This is a genomic window from Streptomyces roseifaciens, from assembly GCF_001445655.1.
Classification (GTDB): domain Bacteria; phylum Actinomycetota; class Actinomycetes; order Streptomycetales; family Streptomycetaceae; genus Streptomyces; species Streptomyces aureoversilis.
Window position 1 is genome coordinate 2,372,127 of sequence record NZ_LNBE01000003.1, and the last position, 24,021, is coordinate 2,396,147.

At 69.3% G+C, this 24,021-nt stretch carries 20 protein-coding genes and 3 pseudogenes; 12 read left to right on the plus strand and 11 right to left on the minus strand.

The features are described 5' to 3' along the window. The first annotated feature begins 33 nt into the window (after window positions 1-33). The 3 genes and pseudogenes from AS857_RS15975 to AS857_RS15980 all read left to right on the plus strand — a co-directional run bounded on the left by AS857_RS15975 (window position 34) and on the right by AS857_RS15980 (window position 2,113). Window positions 34-459, plus strand: coding sequence for a hypothetical protein (locus AS857_RS15975; RefSeq protein ID WP_058043754.1), 426 nt, complete (start codon window positions 34-36; stop codon window positions 457-459). A gap of 243 nt (window positions 460-702) precedes the next feature. Next, window positions 703-1,006, plus strand: a pseudogene (locus tag AS857_RS37645) (YkvA family protein). Between the two features lie 486 nt (window positions 1,007-1,492). After that, entirely contained in the window at window positions 1,493-2,113 is a 621-nt protein-coding gene (locus tag AS857_RS15980; protein WP_245699878.1) for a hypothetical protein, read from the plus strand. Window positions 2,114-2,242: 129 nt separating this feature from the next. On the opposite strand, the gene AS857_RS37650 is transcribed toward AS857_RS15980, so the two are convergent. Next, window positions 2,243-2,416 carry a CsbD family protein gene (locus tag AS857_RS37650; RefSeq protein WP_079110373.1) on the minus strand — a complete coding sequence of 58 codons (174 nt, stop codon included), beginning with the start codon at window positions 2,414-2,416 and terminating at the stop codon, window positions 2,243-2,245. A 637-nt stretch (window positions 2,417-3,053) separates the two neighbouring features. Here AS857_RS37650 and AS857_RS15985 point away from each other — a divergent pair. Further along, window positions 3,054-3,767 carry a PepSY domain-containing protein gene (locus AS857_RS15985; protein ID WP_063804264.1) on the plus strand — a complete coding sequence of 238 codons (714 nt, stop codon included), beginning with the start codon at window positions 3,054-3,056 and terminating at the stop codon, window positions 3,765-3,767. A 309-nt stretch (window positions 3,768-4,076) separates the two neighbouring features. On the opposite strand, the gene AS857_RS15990 is transcribed toward AS857_RS15985, so the two are convergent. Then, a complete protein-coding gene (locus AS857_RS15990; protein WP_058043755.1) occupies window positions 4,077-7,358 on the minus strand; it encodes a cytochrome P450 in 3,282 nt (1,093 codons plus the stop codon). A gap of 258 nt (window positions 7,359-7,616) precedes the next feature. On the opposite strand from AS857_RS15990, the gene AS857_RS15995 reads away from it, so the two are divergent. The 3 genes from AS857_RS15995 (at window position 7,617) to AS857_RS16005 (ending at window position 10,668) form a co-directional block, all read left to right on the plus strand. After that, window positions 7,617-8,267 (plus strand): PAS domain-containing protein, encoded by a 651-nt coding sequence (locus tag AS857_RS15995; RefSeq protein WP_245699881.1) that lies wholly within the window; start codon window positions 7,617-7,619, stop codon window positions 8,265-8,267. Between the two features lie 399 nt (window positions 8,268-8,666). Then, window positions 8,667-9,407, plus strand: coding sequence for a transglycosylase SLT domain-containing protein (locus AS857_RS16000; RefSeq protein WP_058043756.1), 741 nt, complete (start codon window positions 8,667-8,669; stop codon window positions 9,405-9,407). 262 nt (window positions 9,408-9,669) lie between these two features. Continuing rightward, window positions 9,670-10,668, plus strand: coding sequence for a type III polyketide synthase (locus AS857_RS16005; protein WP_160330244.1), 999 nt, complete (start codon window positions 9,670-9,672; stop codon window positions 10,666-10,668). A 151-nt stretch (window positions 10,669-10,819) separates the two neighbouring features. Here AS857_RS16005 and AS857_RS16010 read toward each other — a convergent pair whose 3' ends face one another. From AS857_RS16010 to AS857_RS16020, 4 genes and pseudogenes are all read right to left on the minus strand, one after another. Next, window positions 10,820-12,094 carry a serine hydrolase domain-containing protein gene (locus AS857_RS16010; RefSeq protein ID WP_058043758.1) on the minus strand — a complete coding sequence of 425 codons (1,275 nt, stop codon included), beginning with the start codon at window positions 12,092-12,094 and terminating at the stop codon, window positions 10,820-10,822. A 1,093-nt stretch (window positions 12,095-13,187) separates the two neighbouring features. Next, the gene (locus AS857_RS16015) at window positions 13,188-13,580 is read right to left on the minus strand and encodes a hypothetical protein (protein ID WP_144440838.1); all 393 of its coding nucleotides are present in this window, start codon (window positions 13,578-13,580) and stop codon (window positions 13,188-13,190) included. Between the two features lie 433 nt (window positions 13,581-14,013). Further along, a pseudogene (locus tag AS857_RS38925) lies at window positions 14,014-14,118 on the minus strand (IS5/IS1182 family transposase); the annotation flags it as partial. A 91-nt stretch (window positions 14,119-14,209) separates the two neighbouring features. Next, the gene (locus AS857_RS16020; protein WP_058043760.1) at window positions 14,210-14,731 is read right to left on the minus strand and encodes a hypothetical protein; all 522 of its coding nucleotides are present in this window, start codon (window positions 14,729-14,731) and stop codon (window positions 14,210-14,212) included. A 251-nt stretch (window positions 14,732-14,982) separates the two neighbouring features. On the opposite strand from AS857_RS16020, the gene AS857_RS41920 reads away from it, so the two are divergent. The 3 genes and pseudogenes from AS857_RS41920 (at window position 14,983) to AS857_RS37670 (ending at window position 17,586) form a co-directional block, all read left to right on the plus strand. Beyond that, complete coding sequence (locus AS857_RS41920) at window positions 14,983-15,420, plus strand: potassium-transporting ATPase subunit C (RefSeq protein ID WP_275477369.1); 438 nt, start codon at window positions 14,983-14,985, stop codon at window positions 15,418-15,420. An 81-nt stretch (window positions 15,421-15,501) separates the two neighbouring features. Beyond that, window positions 15,502-16,314 (plus strand): DUF6585 family protein, encoded by an 813-nt coding sequence (locus AS857_RS16025; protein ID WP_338058260.1) that lies wholly within the window; start codon window positions 15,502-15,504, stop codon window positions 16,312-16,314. A 149-nt stretch (window positions 16,315-16,463) separates the two neighbouring features. Next, window positions 16,464-17,586: pseudogene (locus tag AS857_RS37670) on the plus strand (IS630 family transposase). A gap of 54 nt (window positions 17,587-17,640) precedes the next feature. On the opposite strand, the gene AS857_RS16030 reads toward AS857_RS37670, so the two are convergent. The 3 genes from AS857_RS16030 to AS857_RS40000 all read right to left on the minus strand — a co-directional run bounded on the left by AS857_RS16030 (window position 17,641) and on the right by AS857_RS40000 (window position 19,709). Further along, window positions 17,641-18,126 (minus strand): GNAT family N-acetyltransferase, encoded by a 486-nt coding sequence (locus tag AS857_RS16030; RefSeq protein WP_058044183.1) that lies wholly within the window; start codon window positions 18,124-18,126, stop codon window positions 17,641-17,643. Window positions 18,127-18,389: 263 nt separating this feature from the next. Beyond that, window positions 18,390-19,130, minus strand: a complete 741-nt coding sequence (locus tag AS857_RS16035) for a dienelactone hydrolase family protein (RefSeq protein WP_058043762.1) — start codon at window positions 19,128-19,130, stop codon at window positions 18,390-18,392. Between the two features lie 435 nt (window positions 19,131-19,565). Next, window positions 19,566-19,709: a hypothetical protein gene (locus tag AS857_RS40000; RefSeq protein WP_160330246.1), complete on the minus strand. Its 144-nt coding sequence runs from the start codon at window positions 19,707-19,709 to the stop codon at window positions 19,566-19,568. A gap of 106 nt (window positions 19,710-19,815) precedes the next feature. Between AS857_RS40000 and AS857_RS40005 the strand changes: the two genes are divergently transcribed. Next, entirely contained in the window at window positions 19,816-19,980 is a 165-nt protein-coding gene (locus AS857_RS40005) for a hypothetical protein (protein WP_160330247.1), read from the plus strand. A gap of 264 nt (window positions 19,981-20,244) precedes the next feature. On the opposite strand, the gene AS857_RS16040 is transcribed toward AS857_RS40005, so the two are convergent. Then, complete coding sequence (locus AS857_RS16040) at window positions 20,245-21,909, minus strand: AAA family ATPase (RefSeq protein ID WP_245699886.1); 1,665 nt, start codon at window positions 21,907-21,909, stop codon at window positions 20,245-20,247. 520 nt (window positions 21,910-22,429) lie between these two features. Between AS857_RS16040 and AS857_RS16045 the strand changes: the two genes are divergently transcribed. Beyond that, window positions 22,430-23,074 carry a hypothetical protein gene (locus AS857_RS16045; protein ID WP_058043763.1) on the plus strand — a complete coding sequence of 215 codons (645 nt, stop codon included), beginning with the start codon at window positions 22,430-22,432 and terminating at the stop codon, window positions 23,072-23,074. A gap of 376 nt (window positions 23,075-23,450) precedes the next feature. Here the strand turns inward: AS857_RS16045 and AS857_RS16050 are convergent, their stop codons facing one another. Next, window positions 23,451-23,933 (minus strand): MarR family winged helix-turn-helix transcriptional regulator, encoded by a 483-nt coding sequence (locus AS857_RS16050; RefSeq protein WP_058044185.1) that lies wholly within the window; start codon window positions 23,931-23,933, stop codon window positions 23,451-23,453. Window positions 23,934-24,021: the final 88 nt, after the last annotated feature.

A 24,021-nucleotide genomic window follows, 5' to 3' on the forward strand; every position in this document is an offset into this window, starting at 1 on the left:
GGCACGCTCTGGGAAGTAGTCGGAGGCGCGGCGATGGTGCTCACCTACGCCGAGGACCGTGCCTTCGCCGCCTTGAGCCTGGGCCGCTTTCCATCCGTCGGCTCGACGCGGCTGGACTGGGACGGCGCCGAGGTGATCGAGCGGCGCGACGGCTTCGACGCCGCGGAACTGCGCAGGACGGTGCGTGCGCACGCCACCGCGGACGAGCTGGCCGTCGTGTTCTGGGACAACTTCGTCGTGCCGACGGTCGCCTTGGACGCTGCGCTGGTGGCCGACCAGGCGGAGGCGGTGCTGGAGTGGGTCGCCCGGTGCTGGATCTTCCTTGCCGCCAGCGCCAGCGCCAGCGGGTTGCTGATCGAATTCCAGGACGGCGAGGGGCTGACGGTGGCGCGGGTGCCCAAGCCGCGTGTCACTCCTGTCCCCCCTGTCCCTGCCGACTACGGGTGCCAGCCACTGTGAATCCCGGGGGTGGGCGCGCGTGCACTACCTGGCCGAGAACTCATCGATTTGGGGCTAAGCCGACGATATCGCCGTCGCGACGGAGCTGGACGCCTCCGAAGTCGTCCCCGTCCTCGCTGACGGAGCGTTCGCTGTCCCGGAGCAGCGCGCCCCATCCCGGGCAGGGAGAGGGCCATCAGCGTCCTGCGCCGCTGGGAGCAACCTTGGTGCCGGAACGATGACGACAGGGGTACATGGTCGGGTATGAGCTTCGAATTCTGGGTCCTGATCTGTGGGGCGGCGCTCTTGCTCGTGGCGGCGGCCGGGGCCGCCGTGTTCCTGGCGGTCCGGCTCTTCCGGGCCCGTCGGCTACTGCAGCAGGCCGGGGTGCCCGAGGGCAGCAAAGTGGTCTTCTGGGGGAGCCCTGCTCTATCTCGTCTCTCCCCTCGACCTCATCCCCGACCCCGTCTATCTGGACGACATCGGCGTCCTGCTCCTGGCCTTGCGCTCGCTGCACAAGACCTCCCGCCGTCCGGTCTCCACGAGGGGGTCCGTGCCACCGTCGTGAGCGTGACGGGAGCCGCGCGCGGGCAGGGGCTGCCGACGGGCGCGGCCGGGTTGTTCGGAGGACCTCCTACACGACGCCGAGCAACGCCTGCTGTGCGACCGCATGGTCGAGCATGGATTCGAGTATCGGACTGCAGTGCGCAATCCGCTGCCCGAGGCCCGGGAGTGACCTCGAGCGCCGACTCGAGGAGATCCGGCGGAACGACCCCAATCAGCGGTACTTCCCCTGCCTGCCTGACCATGGATGCGCTGCGTCGGCTGCGGACCGGGCGGGTGACCGCCGACCCCGCGTTCACCGAGGCCACCCGGGCGTGGGCGCGGTGAATGCGGGCGGCCGGTCATGACTACATCGACCCCGCTGCCCTGCGCAGGGCACTGCCACCCCCTCCGGGCAGGGAACGGGAGGTCGCGCTGGCCGTGGCCGAGGCCACCTGCGCGCAACTCGGGACTGGCCGTCACGACAGGGCGGCTGGGAAGGAAACACACCATGGGAAAGCTGCGCACGACCCTGCCGGGTGCGGCGACCGCCGCCCTGACCACGTCGGACGTTCGCGAGAGAATGCCGCCCATGTATGCCTACCGAGACGCATCGTTCACCTATGAAGGCCTTGACCAATGGCACGCCGAACCGGTTCGCCCCCGTCGGCAGCTGGTGTTGCGGTTCCTCGCCACGGTGGTCGTACTGCCCCTGTGGTGGCTGCTGCTTCTGGTCGCCTTCGTCGTGGTCTTCGTCATCTCCCTCTTCGCGGAGATCTTTACGGTGATCCCGGGCTTCGAGCGCGGTGCCGAGCGCGTGATGGATGCCGCCTTGAGCAAGATCGTGGTCTGGCCCAGCTGGGCTGTGACCTGGCCGGAGCTGCGGCACGAAGGCGACACTGACTTCTACCGTGCGCGGGTCGACGCCTATCTCGACACCCGGACGAAGCGGGCTTCGGCTGCTCAAGGAGAGAAGAAAGCGAAACCGTCTGTCGAGTGCGAGGTGCCCTTGCGCAAGTACCGTGGCGTGGGTGGCGCGTACGTGATCGAGGCGGCGCAGCTCCGCGGGTGGGAACTCAGGCCGTCGGACCCGAAGGACGAGATCCGCCTGTGGTGGTCATCGGTGTCGTAGCCGGGGAAAGGTCTGCATTCTCCGGCGGCGCTTTCTTGAACTACTCACCGGAACTGTGTGTGGGGAGGGCGGCAGCCGGGCCGCTTCGGGGGAGGATCGTTTTGCGGCCCCACGTACCGCCGCTCCTCGTCAGTGCCGCAGAGCGTTCCTCGCGTGCTCTCCGGCCAGCTTTGCGTCCGCCTTGGCCTGCTCGGCCTTGCCCCGGGCCCGCTTGGCGTCGTTGCCTGTGGCGGAGCCGGCGGTCTCCTCGGCCTTGCCCTTGATCTTCTCGGCCGCGTGCTTAGCCTTCTTCTCGGCACTCATCGATGCCTCCAAGATGCGCTCGGCATTCTGATACTCTCGCGCCTTCCTCGTACGGGCCCCGGTAAACGCGCTCGCGGTGGTTGGGGGGCGGGAATTCGAGCAATATCTGCGTACCGGGCGGTATGCGGTGCCCTGGCCCGGGTGGTGGATGCGCGGTGCGTCCTTGCATGACAACGGCGCTGATCCGGTTGCTCGGGAACGCCGGGTTGCGCTGCGACGGCGATCTGCCGGACGAGCTCAACGCCGGCCCATACGCGTAGTCAGGTTGCCGGGGCAGAGGGGCGCAGGCACAGCCGTACGCCGATGCGCAGGATCACCTCGTGGGACCGGGCCCACCGCGGCGTTTGCGCGACGACTTCTTCGTCAGCCGCCATGTACCTGCCGCTTCTCGGTCGTCGGAGCCGGCGAACGACGAGTGGGGCAGCGGCATCGGTTTCCGCGTGACCGTCGTGCACATGTTGCCCCCCGGCCCCTGCTGTGTCCGCCGGAGTGCGGGAAGGCGCCCTGCCCGGCTCACCTCACCTGGCCGTCGTCCGGTTCGGGATCTACTCCGGATGGCGTCAGCGGCGCGGGCGGGAGGGGGTGATCCCGCCGCGAGCGGGTATGCCTGGGGATTTTACGGGCATGAGGTGCGGTCATGAAGAAAAGGAACGGAACGCAGGCGGTTCGCCGGGGCCGGACGGTGCGCGTGGTGTGCGCGGTGGCGGTCACGGCGGCGATGGTGAGCGCGTGCGGTGACGACGGTGACGGGGGAGGGGGCGACGGCGCGGCGACCACCGTGTCCGCGGCGCCCCCGTCCTCGCCGACGGCCTCCCCCTCCGGGGCGCAGACGTCGCCCTCCCCGGGCGGTACCGCGGGGATGACGGATGACCAGGCCGAGCGCAAGACGCTGGTACCCGCGGCGAAGGTCGGGTACGACCAGGCGGCCAAGTCGGCGATCGACAAGGTGCCCGGCAGCAAGCTGGTGGACATCGACCTCAAACGCTCGGCCGGGGGCGCCCCCGAATGGCACGTGAAGGTCGCCGCCACCGACGGCGCGGAGAGCGACGTCGTCGTCGACGCGGTCTCGGGCGGGGTGACCTCGTCCGGCCCGGAGGCGGACCAGGACGCCGAGGACAAGCGGGAGACGGCCGACCGGCTGAACAAGGCCAAGGTCTCCTGGCAGGACGCCGCCTCGACCGCGCTGGGCCGGAAACAGGGCACGATCACGTCCCTCGGCCTGGACGACATGGACAACGGCAGCCTGGTCTGGTCGGTGGACGTCGTGACGACGAACGACTGGAACAAGACGACGTACGACGTGGACGCGGTCGACGGCAGCGTCAAGCGCGAGCACGTCGACCGCGACTGAGCCCGTACCGGTCACCTATCACCTGTCACCGGTTGCCGTCGTTGTCGCCCGGCCCGCGGCCGCCGGCCGGACTGCAACACGCGGCCCGCATGCTGCTCAGTTCCATCCTCCCTCGGGCAGGTCGCGGGACACCGGCACCGATGCCGGCACCGACACCGGAACCGACACTGGCACCGACACCGACACAGGATCCTGCCGCTGCCCCGCGACCTGCTCCGTAGGCCCGGCTGCCCCGGCTGCCCCGGCTGCCCCGGCTGCCCCGGCCGCTCCGGCCGCTCCGGCCGTTCCAGCAGCCGTGCCGCGGGCCCGTCAGCTGCTCGCGTAGACGTCCTCGACGTAGCGGCCCTCGGCGACCGCGGCTCGCCACCACTCCTGTGCAGCGGCGGCATCGCCGCCCGTATGCCGTGCATGGAGCTGCAGGAAGGCGTCCCGCACGCCGGGGGCCATCCGGCTGCCGTCGCCGCAGACGTACACCTTCGCGCCGGCCTGCAGCAGCCGCCACACCTCCGCGCCATCCGCTTCGATCCGGTGCTGGACGAACAGCCGTCCCTCCTCGGGCGCCTTGGAGAAGACGGGGCGCATGGAGACCGCGCCGGCGGCTTCGGCGGCCTCCAGTTCGGCGCGGTGGAGGTAGTCCACGTCCGGGTGGTCGCAGCCGAAGTAGCACAGTGCGGGCGCGAGCGGCGTGCCCTGGCGGGCCAGTGCCAGGCGGTCGGCGACGGCACCCCGGAAGGGGGCCAGGCCCGTACCTGCGGCGACCATGATGACGGGGGTCTGCGCGTCGTGGCGGATGCGGAAGGCGTCCCGGCACGGTTGGACACGTGCGTACACCGTGTCGCCGCTCCGCACACGGTGCAGGTACGACGAGCCGGTGCCTTCGAAGGTGCCGTTGCCGGAGCGTGCGGGGGCGCGGAGCTGCGAGACCATCAGGTCCGCATGACCCGGGCCGGTGGCGGGGGAGGAGGAGATGGAGTAGTGGCGGGTGCGCATCGGGGGCAGCAGGTCGAGCAGCAGCGGCCAGTCCATTCGGCCGCGCAACGCCGGGTATTGCTCGGCGAGGTCGAGCAGCCGGTAGCGGAGGGCTCGGAGTGCCGACGGCTGTTCGGGGCCGGTGGCCAGCCGCCGTAGGGCCGCCTGCTCGGGCGGGCAGGGATTGAGGTCGGCGAGCCGGGCGACCTGTTCGGTGGTGAGCGGGTGCTGCAGTTCCACGTGGTGGGTGAGCAGCTCGCGGACGGTGACCGGGCGATCCAGGTGCAGGCCGGAACGGCTGGAACGGGCGGAACGGGCGGAACGGGCGGAACGGCCGGTGTGCCGGGCGCGGATGCTGAGCACCGTTTCGGGGGCGAGGCCGAGAGCGGCGATGGCGCGTTCGACCAGGACGGGGTCGTTTTCGGGCATGACGGCCAGGTGGTCGGCGGTCCGGTAGGCGACGCCCTCGGGCAGCGCGAGGCGCACGAATCTCTTGGAGCGGCCCAGGGGGTGGGCGAGGTCGGCGAGGTCCCCCGTCGCGGTCACGGTCATCGGGACCAGGCCGTGGCGGGAGGCCAGCGCGTCGAGGGGGCCGCCGATGATCTCGTCGACGTCGTAGGCGTGCCCGGGCGTGCCCTCGATGGAGTCCTCGGGCCCCGTGACGGTGTCCGGGTCTCCGTACGCCGTGAGCAGGGCGCGGCGCAGTGCGGCGGTGAAGCGTGCGAACGATCCGGCGAGGTCGCCCGAGGCGTCGGCTGCGTGCCGTTTCACGAGCCTGGTCGCACCCAGTCCGGCCAGGCGGTCGTCGATGGCGGTGGGCACGTGCTGGTAGGTGGCCGCCCAGTTGCGGTCGCCGACGCCCAGAACGGCGTAGGGCACGGCGTCTGCGGCCCCGGGTTCCGCGCCGGCCAGCCAGGAGGCGAAGGCCTTGGCGTCGTCGGTCGGCTGCCCGTTGTAGGAGGCTGCCACGATGACGAGGGGAGCACCTGCGGGCAGGGCTCCCGCGATCTTGTCGAGGGGTACGGCCTCCGTGGTGAAGCCGAGGTCGACGAATGTGCCGGCGAGGTCCTCGGCGAACTCGCGGCAGGTGCCGAAGTTGGAGCCGTACGCGACGGTCAGCGCGGTGCCCGCCGCGGCCCTGGCGGGCAGGGCACCGGCCTCCGGCTGCTCCTCGGCCCGGTCCGTGCGCGCGCCGCCGCCGGCGAGTCCGGCGAGTCCGCCGAGGGCTTCGCGGGCCCGCTCCCGGTCCTCGGCGGTGCGGTGCGCCAGGGCCAGGGTGAAGCCGTCGGGCTTGAGGGTGAGGGTCTCCTTGACGTCGAGGGTGTAGCCGATGTGGTCGAGGAAGCGGTAGCGGTGGATGAGCAGGGCCAGCAGCATGGTGGCCTCGTGCATGGCGAACTGCCGCCCGATGCAGGCGCGTTCCCCCGTGCCGAAGGGCTTGTACGCGTTCGCGGGGCGGGCGGCCTCGGCGGCGGGCGCGAAGCGGTCCGGGTCGAACTCCTCGACGTTGTCGCCCCACACCGGGTCGCGGTGCAGCATCGGGGTGAGCACGGTCAGCCGTCGGCCGGCCGGGACCGGGTACCTGCCGCCGATGACGGTGTCGGCCACGGGCGCGCGCTCGAAGGCCGCGGCGGTCGGCCAGAGGCGCAGGGTCTCGCTGAGGACCTGCCGTACGTAGCGCAGCCGGCCGACGTCCTCGAACGCGGGCTGCGGATCCGCCTCGTCGCCCCACAGCGCGTCGACCTCGGCCTGCGCCAGACGCAGGGCGACCGGGTTCTTCATCAAGTGGTAGAGGGCGAATGAGAGGGTGCCGGAGGTGGTCTCGTGGCCCGCGATCAGGAAGGTGATGACCTGGTTGCGGACGTTGGCCTCGTCGAGGGGTTCGCCGTCGCCGGGGTGACGCGAGTTCAGCATCAGCCCCAGCAGGTCGTCGTCGGCGCCGCTCTCCCCGGCAGCCCGCCGCTCGGCTATCACCTCGTCGACGACCTGCGCGAGATAGGCGGTGTCCGCACGGAAGGCCCGGTCCTCCTCCGTGGTGTCCTCGCCCGGCGTCCTCCCCAGAGCGGCCTGGCTGTGGCCGAGTGCCCGTACGAGCGCCTGGACGAAGGGGTGGGGCTCGGCGCGGGCGAAGGACTGGAAGTCGTAGCCGAAGCCCGCGAGGCCGATGGTGTCGAGCGTCATCCGGGTCATGTCCGCCGACACGTCCACAGGCTCGTCCTGGGCGAGGTGCGCGTCCCAGGCGTTGATCATCCGCCGCGCAACCTTCAGCATGACCGGGTGGTAGGTGCGCATCGAGCCCATGGCGAAGGCGGGCAACAGGATGTCGTGGGCCTTGGCCCAGTTGGGCTCGTCGTTGTAGGCGGTGAACAGGCCGTCGGCGGCGATCTCGCGGACGTTCTCCAGCGCGGGGCCGATCACCTTGGCGAACCGTGTCTCGTCCGAGAGCTCGTCGACGAGTTCGTACGAGGAGATCAGCACCGTCTCGCGGCTGTGGAAGCGGCGCCGGAAGGCGGGGCCGAACTCACGGGCGTGGGCCATGGCTTGTTGGACGGGCCTGTCGGTCAGACCCGTATCCGACACGTCGACGACGGGCAGGTCATGCATGGGCTCCATGGGCTCCATGGGCTCTCTCCTCTGGCGGGTGATAGTCCGGCCTCCGGTGGGCGATGGTCCCGACCGGTGCGTCCACGATTCCGCCGCGCGCGGGCCGGCCGGCCGCCGGAACTACGATTTCTTGTAGCGTCTTGGCCGTGTCGTGGTGTGCGCGCCGTGGCCCGATGGTGCTAGGCGGGCGGCAGGCCACTCCACGCCTGCCGGTGGCCCGGAAGGGCGAAGGACGGGCGGGGAGCAGGAGAACTGACAGCAGAGGAGCGCGTGACCGTGACCGTGACCGTGTACGACCCGGAGTCGGATCCGGCCGTGTGGCGCACCCGCTTTCTCAACCTGCTCGACCGCACGCCGGTCCCGACCGCGGTCAGCACCGCCGACGGCGTGATCACCGGCGCGAACCCGGCCCTGGCGGCACTGTGGAACCTCACCCCGGGCCGCCTGACGGGCCGCCACCTGCTCGACCTGTTCACCCCCGCCGACCCCCGCAGGCTGAGCAAGTTCGAGAGCGCCATGCGCGGGGGACGGCGCTCGCGCTACCCCTTCCGCGTCTGCTGGACCGCCGCCGGATCGTCGTACGAGGGGGAACTGACCGTCGAGCCGGTGAGCGACCCGGCGGGCGAGCCGCCGCCCCTGCTGGCCATCCTTCGTGCGGACGACCCGCACCCCGCCGTGGACGGCCGGGAGCGAGCCGTCGGCCCGGTCGCGCTCACCGCACTGGAGTCCCGCATCCTCGCCCTGGTCGCCGAGGGCCGCACCACGGCCGTGGTCGCCCGCACCGTCGGGCTCAGCGGCGACGGAGTCAACTACCACCTCGCCCGTCTGTGCCGCCGCCTGGACGCCTCCAACCGCACCGCCCTGGTGGCCCGCGCCTACGTGCTCGGCCTGCTGTCCCCGGCCGCCTGGCCACCCGAGGCGGAGTGAGTGACGCCTCGGACGCCTCGGACGCCTCGGTACTGGGCCGGCGACGGCGGAGGCTCACGGGCCAGCGCCGGAGGGCAGGCGGGCCCGCGCAGTCGGCGGGCACCCCGTATCCGCATGCTTGCGGTGGGTGACATCCGGGGGTGGTGCGTGTGAGGCCGCCCATGAGGCCCGGATCACTTACGAACCCCGTTAGTGAACAGCTGCGGAGAAATACGGGGGAAGGGCGGATAATCGCGGACCGGCAATGAAGGGGCGTAGTAGGTCACAGCCCTTGTCAGGGGTTTTCGTCGCCGCTAACAATTACGGGGTCGCTGGGCGCCGTCGACCGAGAAACGGCGCTTGATTTCTGCGCCGCTTCAGGGCCGGGCGACATCCGCGATTGGAAGGTTCAGCTCACTCATGCGCTCCACCGTCTCCGCTTATGCCCGTCTGCCGAAGATTCACAAGTTCTCCGTTGCCGGTATTGCCGCGACCGGTGCCGCTGTCGTCGCGGTGGCCGTCGCTCCGCACGCTTTCGCCGCTGATGCGGCTCCGGCTGCTGCGGTGAAGCCGGTGGCGTGGAGTGCCGAGGCTTTCGGTGAGACGCAGCAGGCCGAGCTGGACAAGCACGTCGATGCTGCCGCCAAGGCCGGCGCGGAGGCTGCTGCGAAGGTGAAGGTGGACCAGGAGCGCACGGAGAAGCAGGCTGCCAACCGTTCCACCGAGCGCAAGGCCATCGCCGCCAAGCCCGCCACCCCGGCGAAGCCCGCCGCCAAGCCTGCCGCCCCGGCCAAGCCTGCCGCTCCGGCGAAGCCCGCTGCCCCGGCGAAGAAGGCGTATGCCGAGAATCTTGAGGGCTGGATCAGTGAGTCCCTGGACATTCTGCGGGCGAAGGGCATTCCGGCTTCGTACGACGGCATCAAGCGCAACATCATGCGTGAGTCGACCGGTAACCCGCGTGCGATCAACGACTGGGACATCAATGCCGTGAATGGCGTCCCGTCGAAGGGTCTGCTGCAGATGATCGACCCGACGTTCAAGGCGTACCACGTCGAGGGCACGTCCTGGGACATCTACGACCCGGTCGCCAACATCACTGCTGCGTGCAACTACGCCGCCGACAAGTACGGCTCGATGGACAACGTCAACTCCGCTTACTGACCGGCTGACGACCATCGCAGTCGACACAGTCGACACCGTTAACACCGCGAAGGGCGGTGGCCCCCCGCACCGGGGCGCCACCGCCCTTCGCTGTTCTGCACCACCGCCGGCAGGCGGCGCCCCGCGCCCGGGCCCGAGCGCCCGGGCCTCGACAGGAGCCACGCAGATGTCTAAAGATCATCTCGCCTTCCCGTCACCGCTTTCCTCAAGGAGCGCCGTGTCCACAGCATGCCGTCCCGTGCTCTGCCTGCCTGATCACACCGTGACCCTCGACGAAGCCGTCTCCCACATGGGGGAGCTGCACGCAAGCCATCCGAGGATCGGCACGGCCCTGCGATTGATGCGCAACACCTCGGTGGGCACCAGATCGCTCGTCGACCCTTTTGCGGAAGTGACGCGATTCCGGACCTTCGGCGAGCGCATGCGCCGTTACGCCGAAGCCGGTACCGCATTAGGAGTACGGGCCGCAGAGGGCGCGCTGGCGGCCGCCGACACCACCGTGCAGGAAGTGGATCACCTCGTGCTGGTCTCGTGCACCGGGTATCTCCTGCCGGGGCTCGACGCGTACATCGCGGGCCGTCTGGGCCTGCGCAGGGACGTCCGCAGGCTGGCATTCGGCCAGGTGGGCTGCGCCGGCGGTGCCTATGCGCTGGCGCGCGCCCGCGAGCTGTCCGCCGTCCGTCCCGGGTCCGTCACTTTGATCGTCGCGGTCGAACTGTGCTCACTGTCGTACCAGCCCGGCGACGACAGGATCGCCTCGTTCGTCTCGACCGCGCTCTTCGGCGACGCAGCCGCCGCCTGCGTCGTCCGGGACGACCGGCCCGGTCTGCGGCTCGACGCCTCGTACGAGGACCTCGCACCGGACACCCTCGGGCACATCTCCTACGAGGTCGACGAGCTCGGCTTCCACTTCGATACCAACCCCCGGATATCCCGCGTGGTCGCGGACGCGATGCCGGGACTCAGACGCTGGCTCGAGGAGGAGACGCCCGTGCTCGCGCCGCAGCCGGACTTCCTCATCAGCCACACGGGCGGGCCGCGCATCATGTACGAGGTCAGCAAGGGGCTGGGAATTCCGCCGGCCATGTTCAGGCTCAGTGAGAACTCCCTGGCCCTGCGCGGCAACACCGCGAGCGCCGTGGTCTTCGACGTCCTGGAGCAGACCTTCGCCGCCCCACCGCGTCCCGGGGGAGCGGGGCTGGTCATCGCCTTCGGCCCCGGGGTCACCACGGTGGCCGTCACCGGCACCTGGGTCGCGTAGTAGGCGCGTCACGCAGCCGACAGCCTTGCCGGGATGCGCCCGCGATCCTCGCATCCCGGCTCCGGCCCGGGTTCCGGCGCGCACGCGTCCGCCACCGGACGCCGATCCGTTCAGGCTCTCCCGGCAGTCACCTGGTGCCGGGGCCGATCGGTCAGCCGGTGGGGCTGCCACCGGACGTCGGCCGCGCCCCCTGGGGGACGGGCAGGTTGAACACATGGCCCGGGGTGACGATCTTGGTGATCGCCTGACCGAAGAGGGTGCTGGGCTCCGTCAGGCCGTGCAGGATGTCCGTGTTGAGCAGGACGACGAGCGTCGCCCGCTCGTCGGGGAGGTAGATCGTCAGCGATTCGTAGCCGGGAAGCGAGCCGTTGTGACCGATCCAGCCCTGGACGTTGAAGATTCCCAGGCCGTACCCGACGCCCGAAATGGGCGTCGGAAGGGTCTTCAGACGCTCCGCCTGCGTCTTGGGACGCAGCAGGGAGCCGGTAGCGACGACACGCGCCCAGGTCCGCAGGTCCCGCAGGTCGGAGCTCATCGCTCCGGCGGCCCAGGCCCAGGACGGATTCCAGTGCGTGGCGTCCTCGACCGCGCCCGAGGCCGTCTGGTCGGTGTATCCGTGGGCGTGGGGCCTGGGGAACTCGGCGCCCGTCGGGAACAGGGTGTGGCGCAGCCCCGCCGGCTTCAGGACCCTCTCATGGATGAACTTGTGGAGTGGACGGCCGCCGGCCTTCTCCACGACAAGGCCCAGCAGGATCAGATTGGTGTTGGAGTACTCGAACTTCTCACCGGGCTGGAACTGCACCGGATGCTTGAAGGAGTAGCCGAGCAACTCCTGAGGAGAGAAGGGCCGGTACGGGTCGGACAGGAAGGCCTTGGAGAAGCCCGCATCCTCCGAGTAGTTGAACAGGCCGCTACGCATGTCCGCGAGGTCGCGCAGGGTGATGCGGTGGCCGTTGGGGACGCCCTTGACGTACCGGCCGATCGGGTCGTCCAGCTTCACCTTGCCGTCGTCGACCAGTTCGAGCAGGGCGGTCACGGTGAAGGTCTTGGTCTCGCTGCCGATCCGCATATGGAGACCGGGGCTCATGGGGGTTCTGTTGGCCTTGTCGGCGACGCCGAAGGCCCGTACGTAATTCCCCTTGCCGGGAGCCGAAAGGCCCACGATGACCCCGGGCACGGAGGTTTCGCGCATCACTTGCCGGATCGCCGTGTCCAGACGTGCGGCGACAGCGGGGCTGAGCTTCGGGAATCGGGTGCCGGTGTCCGGAGAGGAGGCGAGGGACGCGGAGGATGCGGCGTGGAGGCGGAGGGGAGAGAAGGAGGAATCCGCGGCGATCGCGCCCGGCGCGGTCACCGGTACCGCCAGCAGCCCGGCGGCGGCCAGACCCGCGCACGTTCTGCGCCAACGCGTGTGCAGGCACCTCATGTCAGGCCTCCTGGCGGACGAGGACAAGTCCTTGGTCAGCCTAGGTCCGCTCGTATGTTCTCGCACCGCGACGCATGCTCGCGACGGCGTCACCTCTCCGCCCCCGCTTTCGAACGGGCGCTCGGTGCCGCGCCCCGCCCCCTAGCGTTCCGCGCAAGCGCTGGCGGCACGGCGCGCGCAGCGGTCTCGCCCTCCTCGTACGTGTGCGCCCGCGCCCGCGCTTCGTGAATGACGTCGCCGATCTGGCGTACGGCCTCGCGGGTACGGCCCGTCGCCGCGAGTGCCTCACCGTACGTACAGCGTGCGCAGCAGCACGTGCCGGGGCCGCCAGGGGCGGCGCGGTGAGGGCCAGGCCCCGGGAGGCGTGGTCGACGGCCGCGTCGCGGATGCCGACGGCGAGGAGGCGCTACGTAAGGCGTTGATGGGCGAGGGCGACCATGGCGGTGCGACCGGCTTGCTGGGCCAGGGTGAGGGCTTGGTCGAGAAAGTCCCGTGGCCGTCCCCGGTCGCCGTGGCGCATGAGTGCGACAGCGAGATTGGACCAGAGGCCGCTGCAGGAGGACCAGACGCCAGGCACGGTCGGGCATCCCCACCGAGGCGGTGGCCTCGACGGCGCCGCGCATCGTCTCCCGTTCGGCGGAGTACCAGGCGAGGGCATCCCTGCGGTCGGCGAACGTACGGACCGCGACCGGTCGCCGGGCCCCGGCAGGCAGGGCGCAGCACGGCTCGTTGCCGTGTTTTGCGGCGGCGCACGCCGCGTGGAGCGTGTGCAGCCAGTGGTCGAGCAGCCGCAGCAGGACCTCGGGTTCGTACCCCGGGGACAGGCTGCGGGCGTAGAGCCGCACCAGGTCGTGCAGCACGCTGGAGTGCGGGCTCGTCTCGGCGACCCGTTGGGGGCGGCCGCCTGGCTGCGGCAGGCAGCCGGCGAGCGCGGCGGCCCGCGCCGAGGCCGTGGAACATCTACCGGGCCCGTTCGGGCAGGTGCTGCACGTCCAGGCCCAGCGATCGTCGACATGTCCGCAACGAACTCGTCGACCCGCTCGGTCTCCGCCGCTGGCGCTTCGGCAACGGCAGGCTTCTCGGACGCGGACGGTCACGAAGACAGAAGCACTGCGACCGGTTCCTCGTGGGCCGTCTCGTCGTCGATGAGCAGCACGTGGCGCACTGACTCCTCGGCCCTCAGCGCGGACGCCAGGCTCAGCGCGGCTCGGGTGCCGGGGGCGTCGAAGGCCGTGACGTCATGCCGTGCGTCCAGGGCACGGGCTATCCGCGCCGACTGCCACAGGGCCTGCCCCCGGCGAGGGCCGCCGCGCGCGGTGATGTAGATGACCGCATCGAGTTCGACGGCATCGAGGCAGGCATCCGACAAGGCGCGGTCGGCGGCATGCACCGCACGATCGAGTGTCTCGTCACGGGAGTAGTCGGGCGAGGCTGTGCGAGCCGGAAGGAGCGGGTGGGGATGACGCCGTATGGCCGTGTCGTCCATCGGTGACGTGAGTCCCCTCTGATTGTTGTGTGTTCTCGGTCTCCGGCCCAACTCTGCCGCCAGGTGCCTGCTCGGCAAGGTGCTCGGCCGTCGTGTTGATGCGTTTCAGATGGATGTCAGGGGAATCCGTATGTTCTTTTAGCGGAAGCGCGTTGCCACCGGACAGCGCGGGATCATGTCGCGAGGATGAACGCCAGGAGATACATGACGACGACTGAGATGTACAGGGAAGCCTGGTAGCGGGCCGGGTACTCGTAGGTGTTCCTCTTCACGCCCCGGCGCCATTCGTCGCGAATCGCCGCTGGACGTTGCCTCTCCGGGATGGGTCCCAGACGGGATTCATGTCGCGATATAGCGTTAGTCTTCCATCGCGCCGCTGCCTGCGTCGTGCGGATACGTTCGACAGGCCCAGGAGGGAAGCATGTCGGGAGAGTCCCTCATGCCGCAGCGCCGGCAGCAGTGTGCGGAACTGGCGCGGGCTCAGCCCGGTGAACGGTGCTGTCCGGGACGGCGCAGACGCCGTGATCACACCAGTCACAGCGAGATCATCTCACCCATGCCCCGCAGTACGGACGGGATAGCCCGGGCGTGAGGGAGCGCAGGCGCAGCGCCGATGGGCTGGGGCAGTGTCATGGCCTGCGCACACGGGCCTCTGTGTTCTTGAGAGTCAGATCGCGGGCGAGGTGCGCGCGACGCAGACCGTGTTTACGCAGGTAGCGAAGATCCTCGTCGGTGTCGTACATGAGTTGAGTGTGGAAATAGTTCACGTGCTCCAGCACCGCGAACAGCGCGAACGCGAGCCCCGGCCAGCTGCCGCTCCCCCCGACGACAGGTTTGTCGACTACTGCCCAGCCGGTGAACAGCACTCCGGCAATCAGCACCGGAACGTTGAGTACGCGGACAGAGGTGAAGGCCCTCGCGCCGGGAAGGGGTGCCCCCGCAACCATGAGCTGGCGGAGCTTGGCCAGCCAGTATCCGGCTCCCTGTACGAGGAGGAGTGCGAACAACGCGAAGCCCACGACGTTCGCCGGCGTCACCGGAAAACCGGTGACGCCGAACCAGATTACGGCCTGGAGAGGGATGTTGAGCAGTTCCAGCAGCGCCAGTGATCGCAGCCGCCGCTGGACCCAGACTCGAGAGCGATGGTTCATCCGAAGATCATGTCAGTGCCCGCCCGGGATGACCATGGAATCCTTCCCGGAGTGCAGCGTAACCGTTCATGGTTATGGGTGGAGCGTCCATGACACCACACGCAATGTCGCTGGACTGCGCAACTGCAGCATCTCCGGACGGGCGAGCGGATGCACGGCAACCGACTACGACCCGCATCGACTCAAAGATCATCTATGGGACAACCCTTGAACTGGGCGACGCTCGGGTATTGCGGGAGCGGCAGCTGCTGATGTGGGCCTGGCCGGCTCGACTGCTGGGTCTGGTTGGGTTTGCTGCGGGCGAGCCTGTAGGACTCGGTTCCAGTTTCGATCAAGGTGGTGTTGAAGGTGAGCCTGTCCACCGTTGCCTGATTCAAGGCTGTGGTGGAGCGCTGCTCCGCAGTGGTGGCCTTCAGCGGTGTCGTCCCCGGGCGGTGCCCGCCGACGCGCTGACCGCCAGCGGCTCCGGTCTCGACCCTCGCATCTCCCCGGGCTACGCCTACGAGCAGGCCAGACGCGTGGCCAGGGTCCGCCAGCTGCCGCCGGGCGCAGGTCCGGGCCCTGGCCAGTCGGCACGTCCGGAGCCGGGACCTCGATTTCCTGGGGCAGGAACAGGTCAACATCGTCGAGCTCGACCAGAACCTCGCCATGTCCGGGGCCGGGCGATGACGAGGCCTCACGCCTCATAGCCGGTACGGGCGGCGGGGGAGCCGGACCTTCGTGATACTTTCCGCGAGCGTTGGTGAGTTGTTTATGCTCAGGGGGGCAGCGTGACTGATCAGTTCGCCGGCAGTTCTGACGCTTGGGAGCGGGTCCGCTCGGAGGCCGAGGGCGCGGCGTTGGGGGAGCATCGCGCGGTGTACTGGCCGTTGACGTGTTACCCGCCGGGTAAACAGCGGCGGGTAGGTGTGGTTGGCATCGTCTGCCTGGCCCTGTCGGTGGCCCTTGTGAACACGTCGCTTTGGATCCTCACGGCCTTCACCGCCCCGTTCGCGGTGGTCTGCGCCCTGGGGTGGCTCATCGCGGTGCGTACCGACCGGCGGAACGCCGGTGTGCGGCTCGACCTGTTCGCGCACGGCCTGGTCTTCACCGGGCCCCGCGTTTCTCTGCACGTCTATCGCTGGGACGCGGTGTCCGTCCTGGAATGGATTCGTGATCCCACCCGTAACAGCCTGTACTACGGCCGGACATGGATCTACAAGTTGACCGCTCCCGGTGGCCGGAGCGTCAGGATCAGAGGCGGCATGACGGAGGGAGGCGGCATCGCGGACGTCGAGCGATGGGGCCCGGCGATCCTGCAGGCCGTCACCGAGGCGCAGTTGCCCGGGGCGCTCGCCGCCCTCGAACAGGGACGGACGCTGGAGTTCGGCGACCTGGCGGTGAGCCGGGACGCACTGACGGCCGTGGGGGTGCCCATACCGTGGACCCGGATCGGCGACATCACGTACAAGGGGGACGACCTCGTCTTCAAGGCCGTGGGGAGCCGGCGGGTGCTGGTCAAGGCGAGTGTCCTCCGCATTCCGAACCGGCCCCTGCTCGAGGTGCTCATCCGGCACCTGCGCGACTCCACGCGGCAGTCGTAGCGGCGACGGCCATGGCGCCCTTGTCCGCGCGCCTGAGGCCAGGTCTCCTCCCGAGGGGGTCGCTAGTGCTGTGACCGCGTAGGTTCGCGAGGTTGGTGGTTGAGGCGCTTGGACGTGCGGTGATGTCCGTTCCGACCGCTGGGGGTGTCGTGGCCGAGCCTGTGCGGGTACGCAGACTGACCGACCAGGAAGGGCAGAAGCTGCAGCAGATCGTGCGCCGGGGCAGCACCAGCTCGGTGCGCTTCCGGCGGGCGATGATGCTGCTGGCGTCCGTCGGCGGGAACCGTGTTCCCGTGATCGCCCAGCTGGTCCAGGCCGACGAGGACACAGTGCGGGAGGTGATCCACCAGTTCAACAACATCGGCCTGGCCTGCCTGGACCCTCGATGGGCGGGAGGCCGTCCCCGCCTGCTCAGCGATGACGAGGAGGACTTCGTCATCCAGACGGCCACCACCCGCCCCAGCAAGCTCGGCCAGCTCTTCACCCGCTGGTCGATCCGTAAACTCGCCGCCTACCTGACCCGCGTCCACGGACGCGTCATCCGCATCGGCCGTAAAGCCTTACGATGCCTGCTGTCGCGCCGCGGCATCACCTTCCAGCGCACCAAGACATGGAAGGAGTCCCCCGACCCCGACCGCGACGCCAAATTCGACCGGACCGAGCAGGTACTGGAACACTTCCCGGACCGGGGTTTCGCCTTCGACGAGTTCGGCCCCCTTGGGATCCGCCCCACCGCGGGCTCCTGCTGGGCGAAGCAGCGCAAGCCCGACCGGCTCCCGGCGACCTACCACCGCATCCACGGCGTCACCTGCTTCCACGGCTGCTACTCCGCTGGCGACGACCGGCTATGGGGCGTCAACCGGCGCCGCAAGGGCACCGTCAGCACCCTGGCCGCGCTGAAGTCGATCGAGCCGCCCGACCCGACGGCGCACCGATCCACATCATCCTGGACAACCTCTCCGCCCATACCGGTCAGGACATCCACCGCTGGGCGAAGAAGAACAAGGTCGAGCTGTGCTTCACCCCCGACCTACGCCTCCTGGGCCAACCCGATCGAGGCCCACTTCGGCCCGCTGCGGCAGTTCACGCTGGCCAACTCAAACCACCGCAGCCACCCTGCGCAGACCCAGGCCCTGCACCGCTACCTGCGCCGGCGCAACGCCAACGCCCGCCACCCCGACGTGCTCGCCGCTCAACACCGCGAACGCGCCCGCATCCGCAATGAGAAAAGGCATCCGCTGGGGCAGGCGCCCACTCGATGCCGCAGCGTGACCATCGCGGCAGGCGTCCCGGTCACAGCTCAGTGTTATGCCGTGAACCTTCCCATCAAGCGGGTGGAACCCGGCGGGCAGGAACCTCGAAGACGAGTTCACGACCGTCCTCCTCATCCCACTGCTCTCCGACTTCAACGAAGCCGAAGCCCGAGATCGTGGCCAGGGATGCCACGTTGTCGGGGCTGATCGTCGCCCGCACAGTCGTGACTGCGGCTTCGGCCGTTGCCCGGCGGAGCAACTCGATCAGCGCGGCTCGGGCATATCCCTGACGACGGAAATCGGGAGCGACGGAGTAGCCGATCTCGACCATGCCGACCTCATCAGGCGGTCCGTGGAACCCGGCATGTCCGACGACGAGACTGCTGTCGCCGACGACCGCTTGTCGCACCATCCACCGTGCCTGGCCGGGATCGGCGGCCATCTGGTCGAGCCGGAACCGCCATAACCACCGTGCTCTCTCGGTCACGAAGTACTTGGTCAACGAAACCCCGGCCACCCTGCTGGCTTCGGTCAGGTCACCATCGAGCAAGGCGGACATCGCCCCGCCGGACAGCTCGACAAAACGTACGCACCTCGGGCTCCGCGTGAACGGTCCCCCGTAATCGGCTTCATCTGTCACCTACGGATGCTCACTGACTGGCCCAAAGGACGGCCAACGATTTCGAAGCAGTCCAACAACTACCCCGCGACGTCATCCACCCCCACGACCCTATTCCCGGTGAACCTTCCTGGTCACAGCACTGGATGAGCAGCATCCTGGCCAGCACGGCTACCGTCTGCCGGTGGCCTGACGGCCCGGCGTCACTTCAGGTGTCGGGTGAAGAACTGGGCCGCTGCGTCCCCCGCGAACTGCGGGACGCCGGTGTGCCCGCCCATATTGGCGTGCAGTGTCTTCTCCTTGGAGCCGAAGGCGTCGAACAGGTCCAGGGCCGTCTGCCGGTCGTTCCCTTCGTCGTCCCACTGCAGCAGGACGTGCAGAGGAATGGTGACCTGGCGGGCCTCCTCGAACATGGCGCGAGGGACGAAACTCCCGGCGAACAGAACAGCGGCCGAGATGCGCGGCTCGACCACCGCCAGCCGGGTCCCGATGGAGATCACTCCCCCCGAGTACCCGACCGGGCCGCCGATCTCGGGCAGCGGCAGGAGGGCGTCCAGGGCGGCCTGCCATTCCGGGACCGCCTTGTCGACCAGGGGGAGGATGAGGGCGTCGATGATCTCGTCGCTGACCGGCTCGCCGGCCTCCATAGCCCGGCGCAGGTCGGCGAGGGCCTGCTCGGCGGCGGGCCAACGGGGCCGGTCGCCGATTCCGGGGAGCTCGATGGTGGCCGTGGCGAAGCCGTCCGCCGCGGAGTGCCGGGCTCGGGCCAACAGCCGGGGGTACGTCTTGCGCAGCCCTAGAGGAGGAGGGCTGAGCAGGATCAGCGGCGCCGGTGCGGATGCGGATGCGGACCCGGGTGTCCACAGAATGCCAGGGATCTCGCCGAGGATGAATTCGCGCTCGAGGACAGCATCGTCGAGACGCTGTTCAGAAGTAAATTGCATGGTCGTGCCTTTCGGGAGTGCCAATGAACGGCGCTCCCGGACGACCTATCGCCCGACCGTGACCCCGGAGGGGAGCACCCATGTCGATACTGCGTTCACGGGTACCACCTCCTCCCTCTCTTGCACGGCCTCCGGAAAGGTAGCAGTGGCTGCCGTGGTTCCGCCAACGGGTTTTTGCGGAGGCTCTGTGGCCGAACACCACGGCGTCGGAGTCACGCCTGCCACTGGTCGGGAAGTGCACATCTGCCACCGATTCGAGCACCGAAAAGCCGGCAACCAACCGCTGACGACGCGTCCTGGAGCATGCGAATGCCGGTCTCCAGGGAGACCCCCCCCGCACTGACGCCCTTCACAACCTCGTCGAGGATCGCGGCTCGGTCGGTGGGCGTGTGGGGGCCGAACACGAGGCGGGCCGGGGCGCTGCTCGCCCGCCGGTCACCCCTCGGCCTGCCCGGCTTGGTGCAGGCGCTGCACCATCTTCAGCAGCAGGCTGTACTTGTGAGCACGCGCCAGGCGCATCGAGTCGACAAGGGAGTCCAGCGGGCCGAGGCTGAGCTGAAGGGCGTAGCCGCTGGGCACGTCGGACGGGGTGATTGTGTTGAGGCTGACCGCGGGCGTCGTTGATGGCGACGGAGTGGGTCCCGGTGTCGGGGAAGCGGGAGAGGAGGGAGGAGACGTCCTGGGGGTGCGGCTGCTGGTGTCCGAGATCGGGATGATGTCACTCACCTACCTTCAGGACCCGCTGCCGCCGGAGGAAACAGAAGAGTTGAAGCGCACCATATTGAACGCGGCAGCCGAAGCGGGGGTGACGATCACCGCCGTCGTCCCGCGCACGCTCCCGGATGAGTAGAACCGGGGTGCCGGGTGGTCGCTCCACATGAGCGACATCCGACCAAGGGGCCCGGCGCGCGCGGTCCGCCACGTCCTCCCGTACTTGCGCTCCACAGCGCGCATCGACATGCCGGCACGCTGCTCACAGTGCACCGTCACGTACAACTCGGTCTTGGACTGCGATGCCCGCATCCGAGACCCCAGAGGGAGAAGCACGCCGATCCCCCCACGGCAAGCTCGCCAGCGCCTGGGTTGGGGGGAGTGCCGGTCAGATGTCAGGCGCTCACCCTGCGGGCGTGTGCCCGTTCCCGCTTGCCATGAGTTCGTCGAAGGCCGCGAAGACGTCTGTCGCGTGGAGGGTGATGAGGTCCTCCCGGGTCAGGGGCTGGCCGTTGCGGGTGGAGGCCGAGAGGCGGAGATCGCGCTGGGCGGCGGCTTTATGGCACAGGTTGCGGATGAAACGTCCGTTGCCGAGCGTGTCGACCCTGTCCGCCGCAGCGTCGAGGCTTTGTTCCAGGGCGCTCTCGCCTTCGGGGGAGAGTACGTCGCCGTTGTCGTCCAGCAGCACGGTGGCGATCTGCCGCAGTTCCTCCGGCGCGTACGAGGGGAAGTCGACGTGCGTGGTGAAGCGTGAGGCCAGTCCGGGGTTGGCGGCCAGAAGAGTCTCCATTTCCCGCCGGTAGCCGGCCAGGACCACGACCAGGCGCTCGCGGTCGTCCTCGGCACGCTTCAGGAGGACCTGCAGTGCCTCGTTGCCGAACGCGTCACCGCCGTTGTACCCGTCGTTGACCAGGGCGTAGGCCTCGTCGATGAAAAGCACCCCGTCCAGGGCGGAGTCGATGACCGCCGATGTCTTCAGCGCGGTGGAGCCGAGGTGTTCACCGACCAGGTCGACACGCTGCGTCTCGACGACGTGGCCGCGCTCCAGCAGGCCGAGCCCTGCGAAGACCTTGCCGACGATGCGGGCCACCGTGGTCTTCCCGGTGCCGGGCGGGCCCGCGAAGACGAAATGCTGTGGCCGGGTGCGGGTGGGTATGCCCTGCTCCGCGCGGAGCTTGGCCATCTCCAGCTGGGCGATCAGGGTGTGGACCTGGTGCTTGACCGACTTGAGGCCGATCATCGCGTCGAGCTCGGCCCGCGCCTGGGCGAGCAGGTCCGTGCGCTCCTGTGCCGCCACGGCGGTGGAGCCGGCCCCGGCCCGGACCACCTGGGCCCGCTCCTCCACGTCGTAGAGCGTGGGCCAGTACCGGAAGGAGTACTGGTAGTCCTTGAGGGCCTCCTCCTGCGCTCCCAGGCCCTCGTGGGCCCGGCCGCTCCAGTAGGCAAGCTCGGCGTCGAAGGGGCTGCCCACCTCGGCCTCCTCCGAGAGCCGGTCCAGGGTGTTGAGGGCCTCGTGCCAGACCTTCTGCGCAATGAGCGCCTGCGCGACGTAGAGCTGCGCCTCAGCGCTGAGCATGGGATCGTCGATGCCGGTCGAGCAGGACAGCACCCAGTCCCAGTCCTCCGAGAGGTAGGCGTGACGTGTGGCGACGAAGCGCGTCTCGTCGCAGTCCAGCTCCGCCTCCGCCAGTGTCTGCCAGGCCTCGTCGAGGGCACCGGCGTCCAGGAGAGCGCTCTGGGTGGCCAGCCACAGGTCGCGGCCCGTCTCCAGGGCGAAGCTGACGAACACGCCGATCGGAAACTGGGACGCCAGGGATATGTTGTGTTTGGCCCGCAGGGCCCCGAACTTCGCCGCGTGCTGGTCCATGGCGGCCAGGGCCTCGTCCTGACGCTGACCCGTCGCGTGCAGGCCGAGCCAGGCGTCGGCCGCGGTCGGGTCGTCGCGCACCGCATCCGCGAAGCGCACCGCCGCCCGGTCGGTGTGCCCTTGCCCGAGCAGGCCGACGGCGTCCAGCCAGGCCCGCTCCGCGCGCCTCGCCGCCAGCCAGGACGTGGTTCCACGCGACACGGTTCTGTCCCCCTGTGACTGCTTGGCGGCCTGCTCCGGAGCAGGAACAGGGTCGGCCGATGTGATCATCTATGGAGGGTCGATGGTACTGCGCGCCCTCAGTGACGCTCCGCGGTGACCTCCATGGCGGGCCGACATCCATGAAGCATTCCTCGAACTCGCCTGCCGCCTTATCGCCCATCGGCAACTGAAGTCATTGTGTTGGCCGCTGCCAGGCGGTGTCCGACGGGCGGTGTCCGACAGGCCGTGTTCGGCAGGCCGGGTCGTGGCCCGTACTTTGCTTATGCCGTTCCGGGCCGTGCGAGCGCAGCGACCTGGGCTGATCAGGGGAACCTCCGGGGGTGCCGGGCCACGCGGGGTCGCAATTCCGGTCTCGCCTCGGAGGGACTGCCAGCATGGGGCGTCCGGGCGGTTTCCCTGCCCGGAAAGGCTCAGTGATCGGAAGCGCGCAATGCCCGGTGCGGACAGGCCCTCCACCTCGGCATCCTCTCCTGCGCCGGTCCCTGGGGAGATTCAGGCCGTGCTGGGCAAACGCCTGGACGATGTGGCCAAGATCCTGGCCGGTGCCCTGGTGGCGGTGGCCGGCCTCATGACCACGCTGGGGCTCAACAGCCATTTCGTGTTCGTTGCCCTCAACAACAGGTCATGGCCCATCTACGTGGCCTCGTTGTGTGCCATCGTCGCCATCGTCTGCAGCATCGCCGCCCTGCTCATCCGGCCCACTGACCGCGGAGTCCTCTGGGAGACGGGCGTGCTCGTCCTCGGCGTGATCTTCTACATGGCTTCATTGAGCATCGCCGTCGTCGGAGCCGCCCAGGCCGCAGGGGGGAATGGCCGCCCGACCATCACCGACGTCAGGCTCGAAGGCCCGCGCTCCGGCACCAGACTGCACTTCGCTGTCCATGCCGACGGCGTACGGAAGTGGTCACACATCGAGGTGTCCGTGAGTCCTCAGCCCCCTGGGAAGTCCGGGGATCTCTATTGGAGTGTGCTCCGGCCGGACGACCAAGGAACTGTCGCCCAGCAGATCGATATTCCGCTTTCGCCTCCGGCAGGGACATCCGTGGTGGCGATTTCCGCAGTCAACCCCGACGAGTCCGAAGCGGGCGCGTGCGAAGCCGACACGCAGCACGGGCCGGCATGCACGGAGCTTCACCTCGGCTGAAGGCTGTACCGGCGCCGCATCCAGGCTCGTCACCGACCCACTGGATCGCCTGTAACGGCTCTGTCCGGTGTGCAGACAGTACGGGCACTTGGACGCCGAAGTCGACGCGACCGTGCGCCGTCGGCAGACACCGCGCTCCCGGGCCGGACCACGGCCGTCCGCGTACCCCGGGCAGGACTGCGGAGCTACGGGCGACGCCGCTTCCGCTGCCGCCGCTACCGGTCACGGCCTCCCCCCGGTTGGACAGGACACGGTGAGCTCCGCGGTTTCCTGCGACGTGACCAGCCTCCTCCGGAACGCGGGTGTGGTGGGGGAGTGGGGCAGTGCGGGAGGCCGAGCCGCGGGCAGCGTTGATGTCGGATGCCACAACGCGGGGTCAGGAGCTCCTAGCGTGGTGGTCCAGCAAGCGGGTGAGCAGCTGCACGAGCTGGTCGCGTTCGGCCGGGCTCAGTGGTGCGAGTAGTTCGTCGTGGAGGTCGTCCAGGACCTTGTCGAGACGGGGTAGGCGACGGCGGCCTCGGGCGGAGATCGTGATGATGTTGCGGCGCCGGTCGTCGGGATCCGGCGCCCGCTCGACGAGGTCACGCTCGGCCAGTTCGTTGAGCACGCCGACCATGTCGCTGCGGTAGATGCCGGTGCGCCGGCTCAGCGTCGCTTGGCTGCCCGGCCCGTACTCCTGCAGCGAGGCGAGCACGGCGTAGTGCCACTTGCGGGCGTCGACTTGTGCCAGCCCCTCGTTGATCAGCTTGTCCGACCGTGCGGTCAGTTGCGACAACAGCCGGCTCGCCTGTCGGCGCAGCCTGTCGGGCGTCTTGCGTGCGCCGTCGTCGGGCAAGTCCGCGGCTTCGGCTCTGGTCATGGCGCCCATTCTACCCATTGCGTTAGTCCGACTAACGATGTACGGTCACCCACACCGAAAACGTTAGTGACATAAACGTTAATTCGGT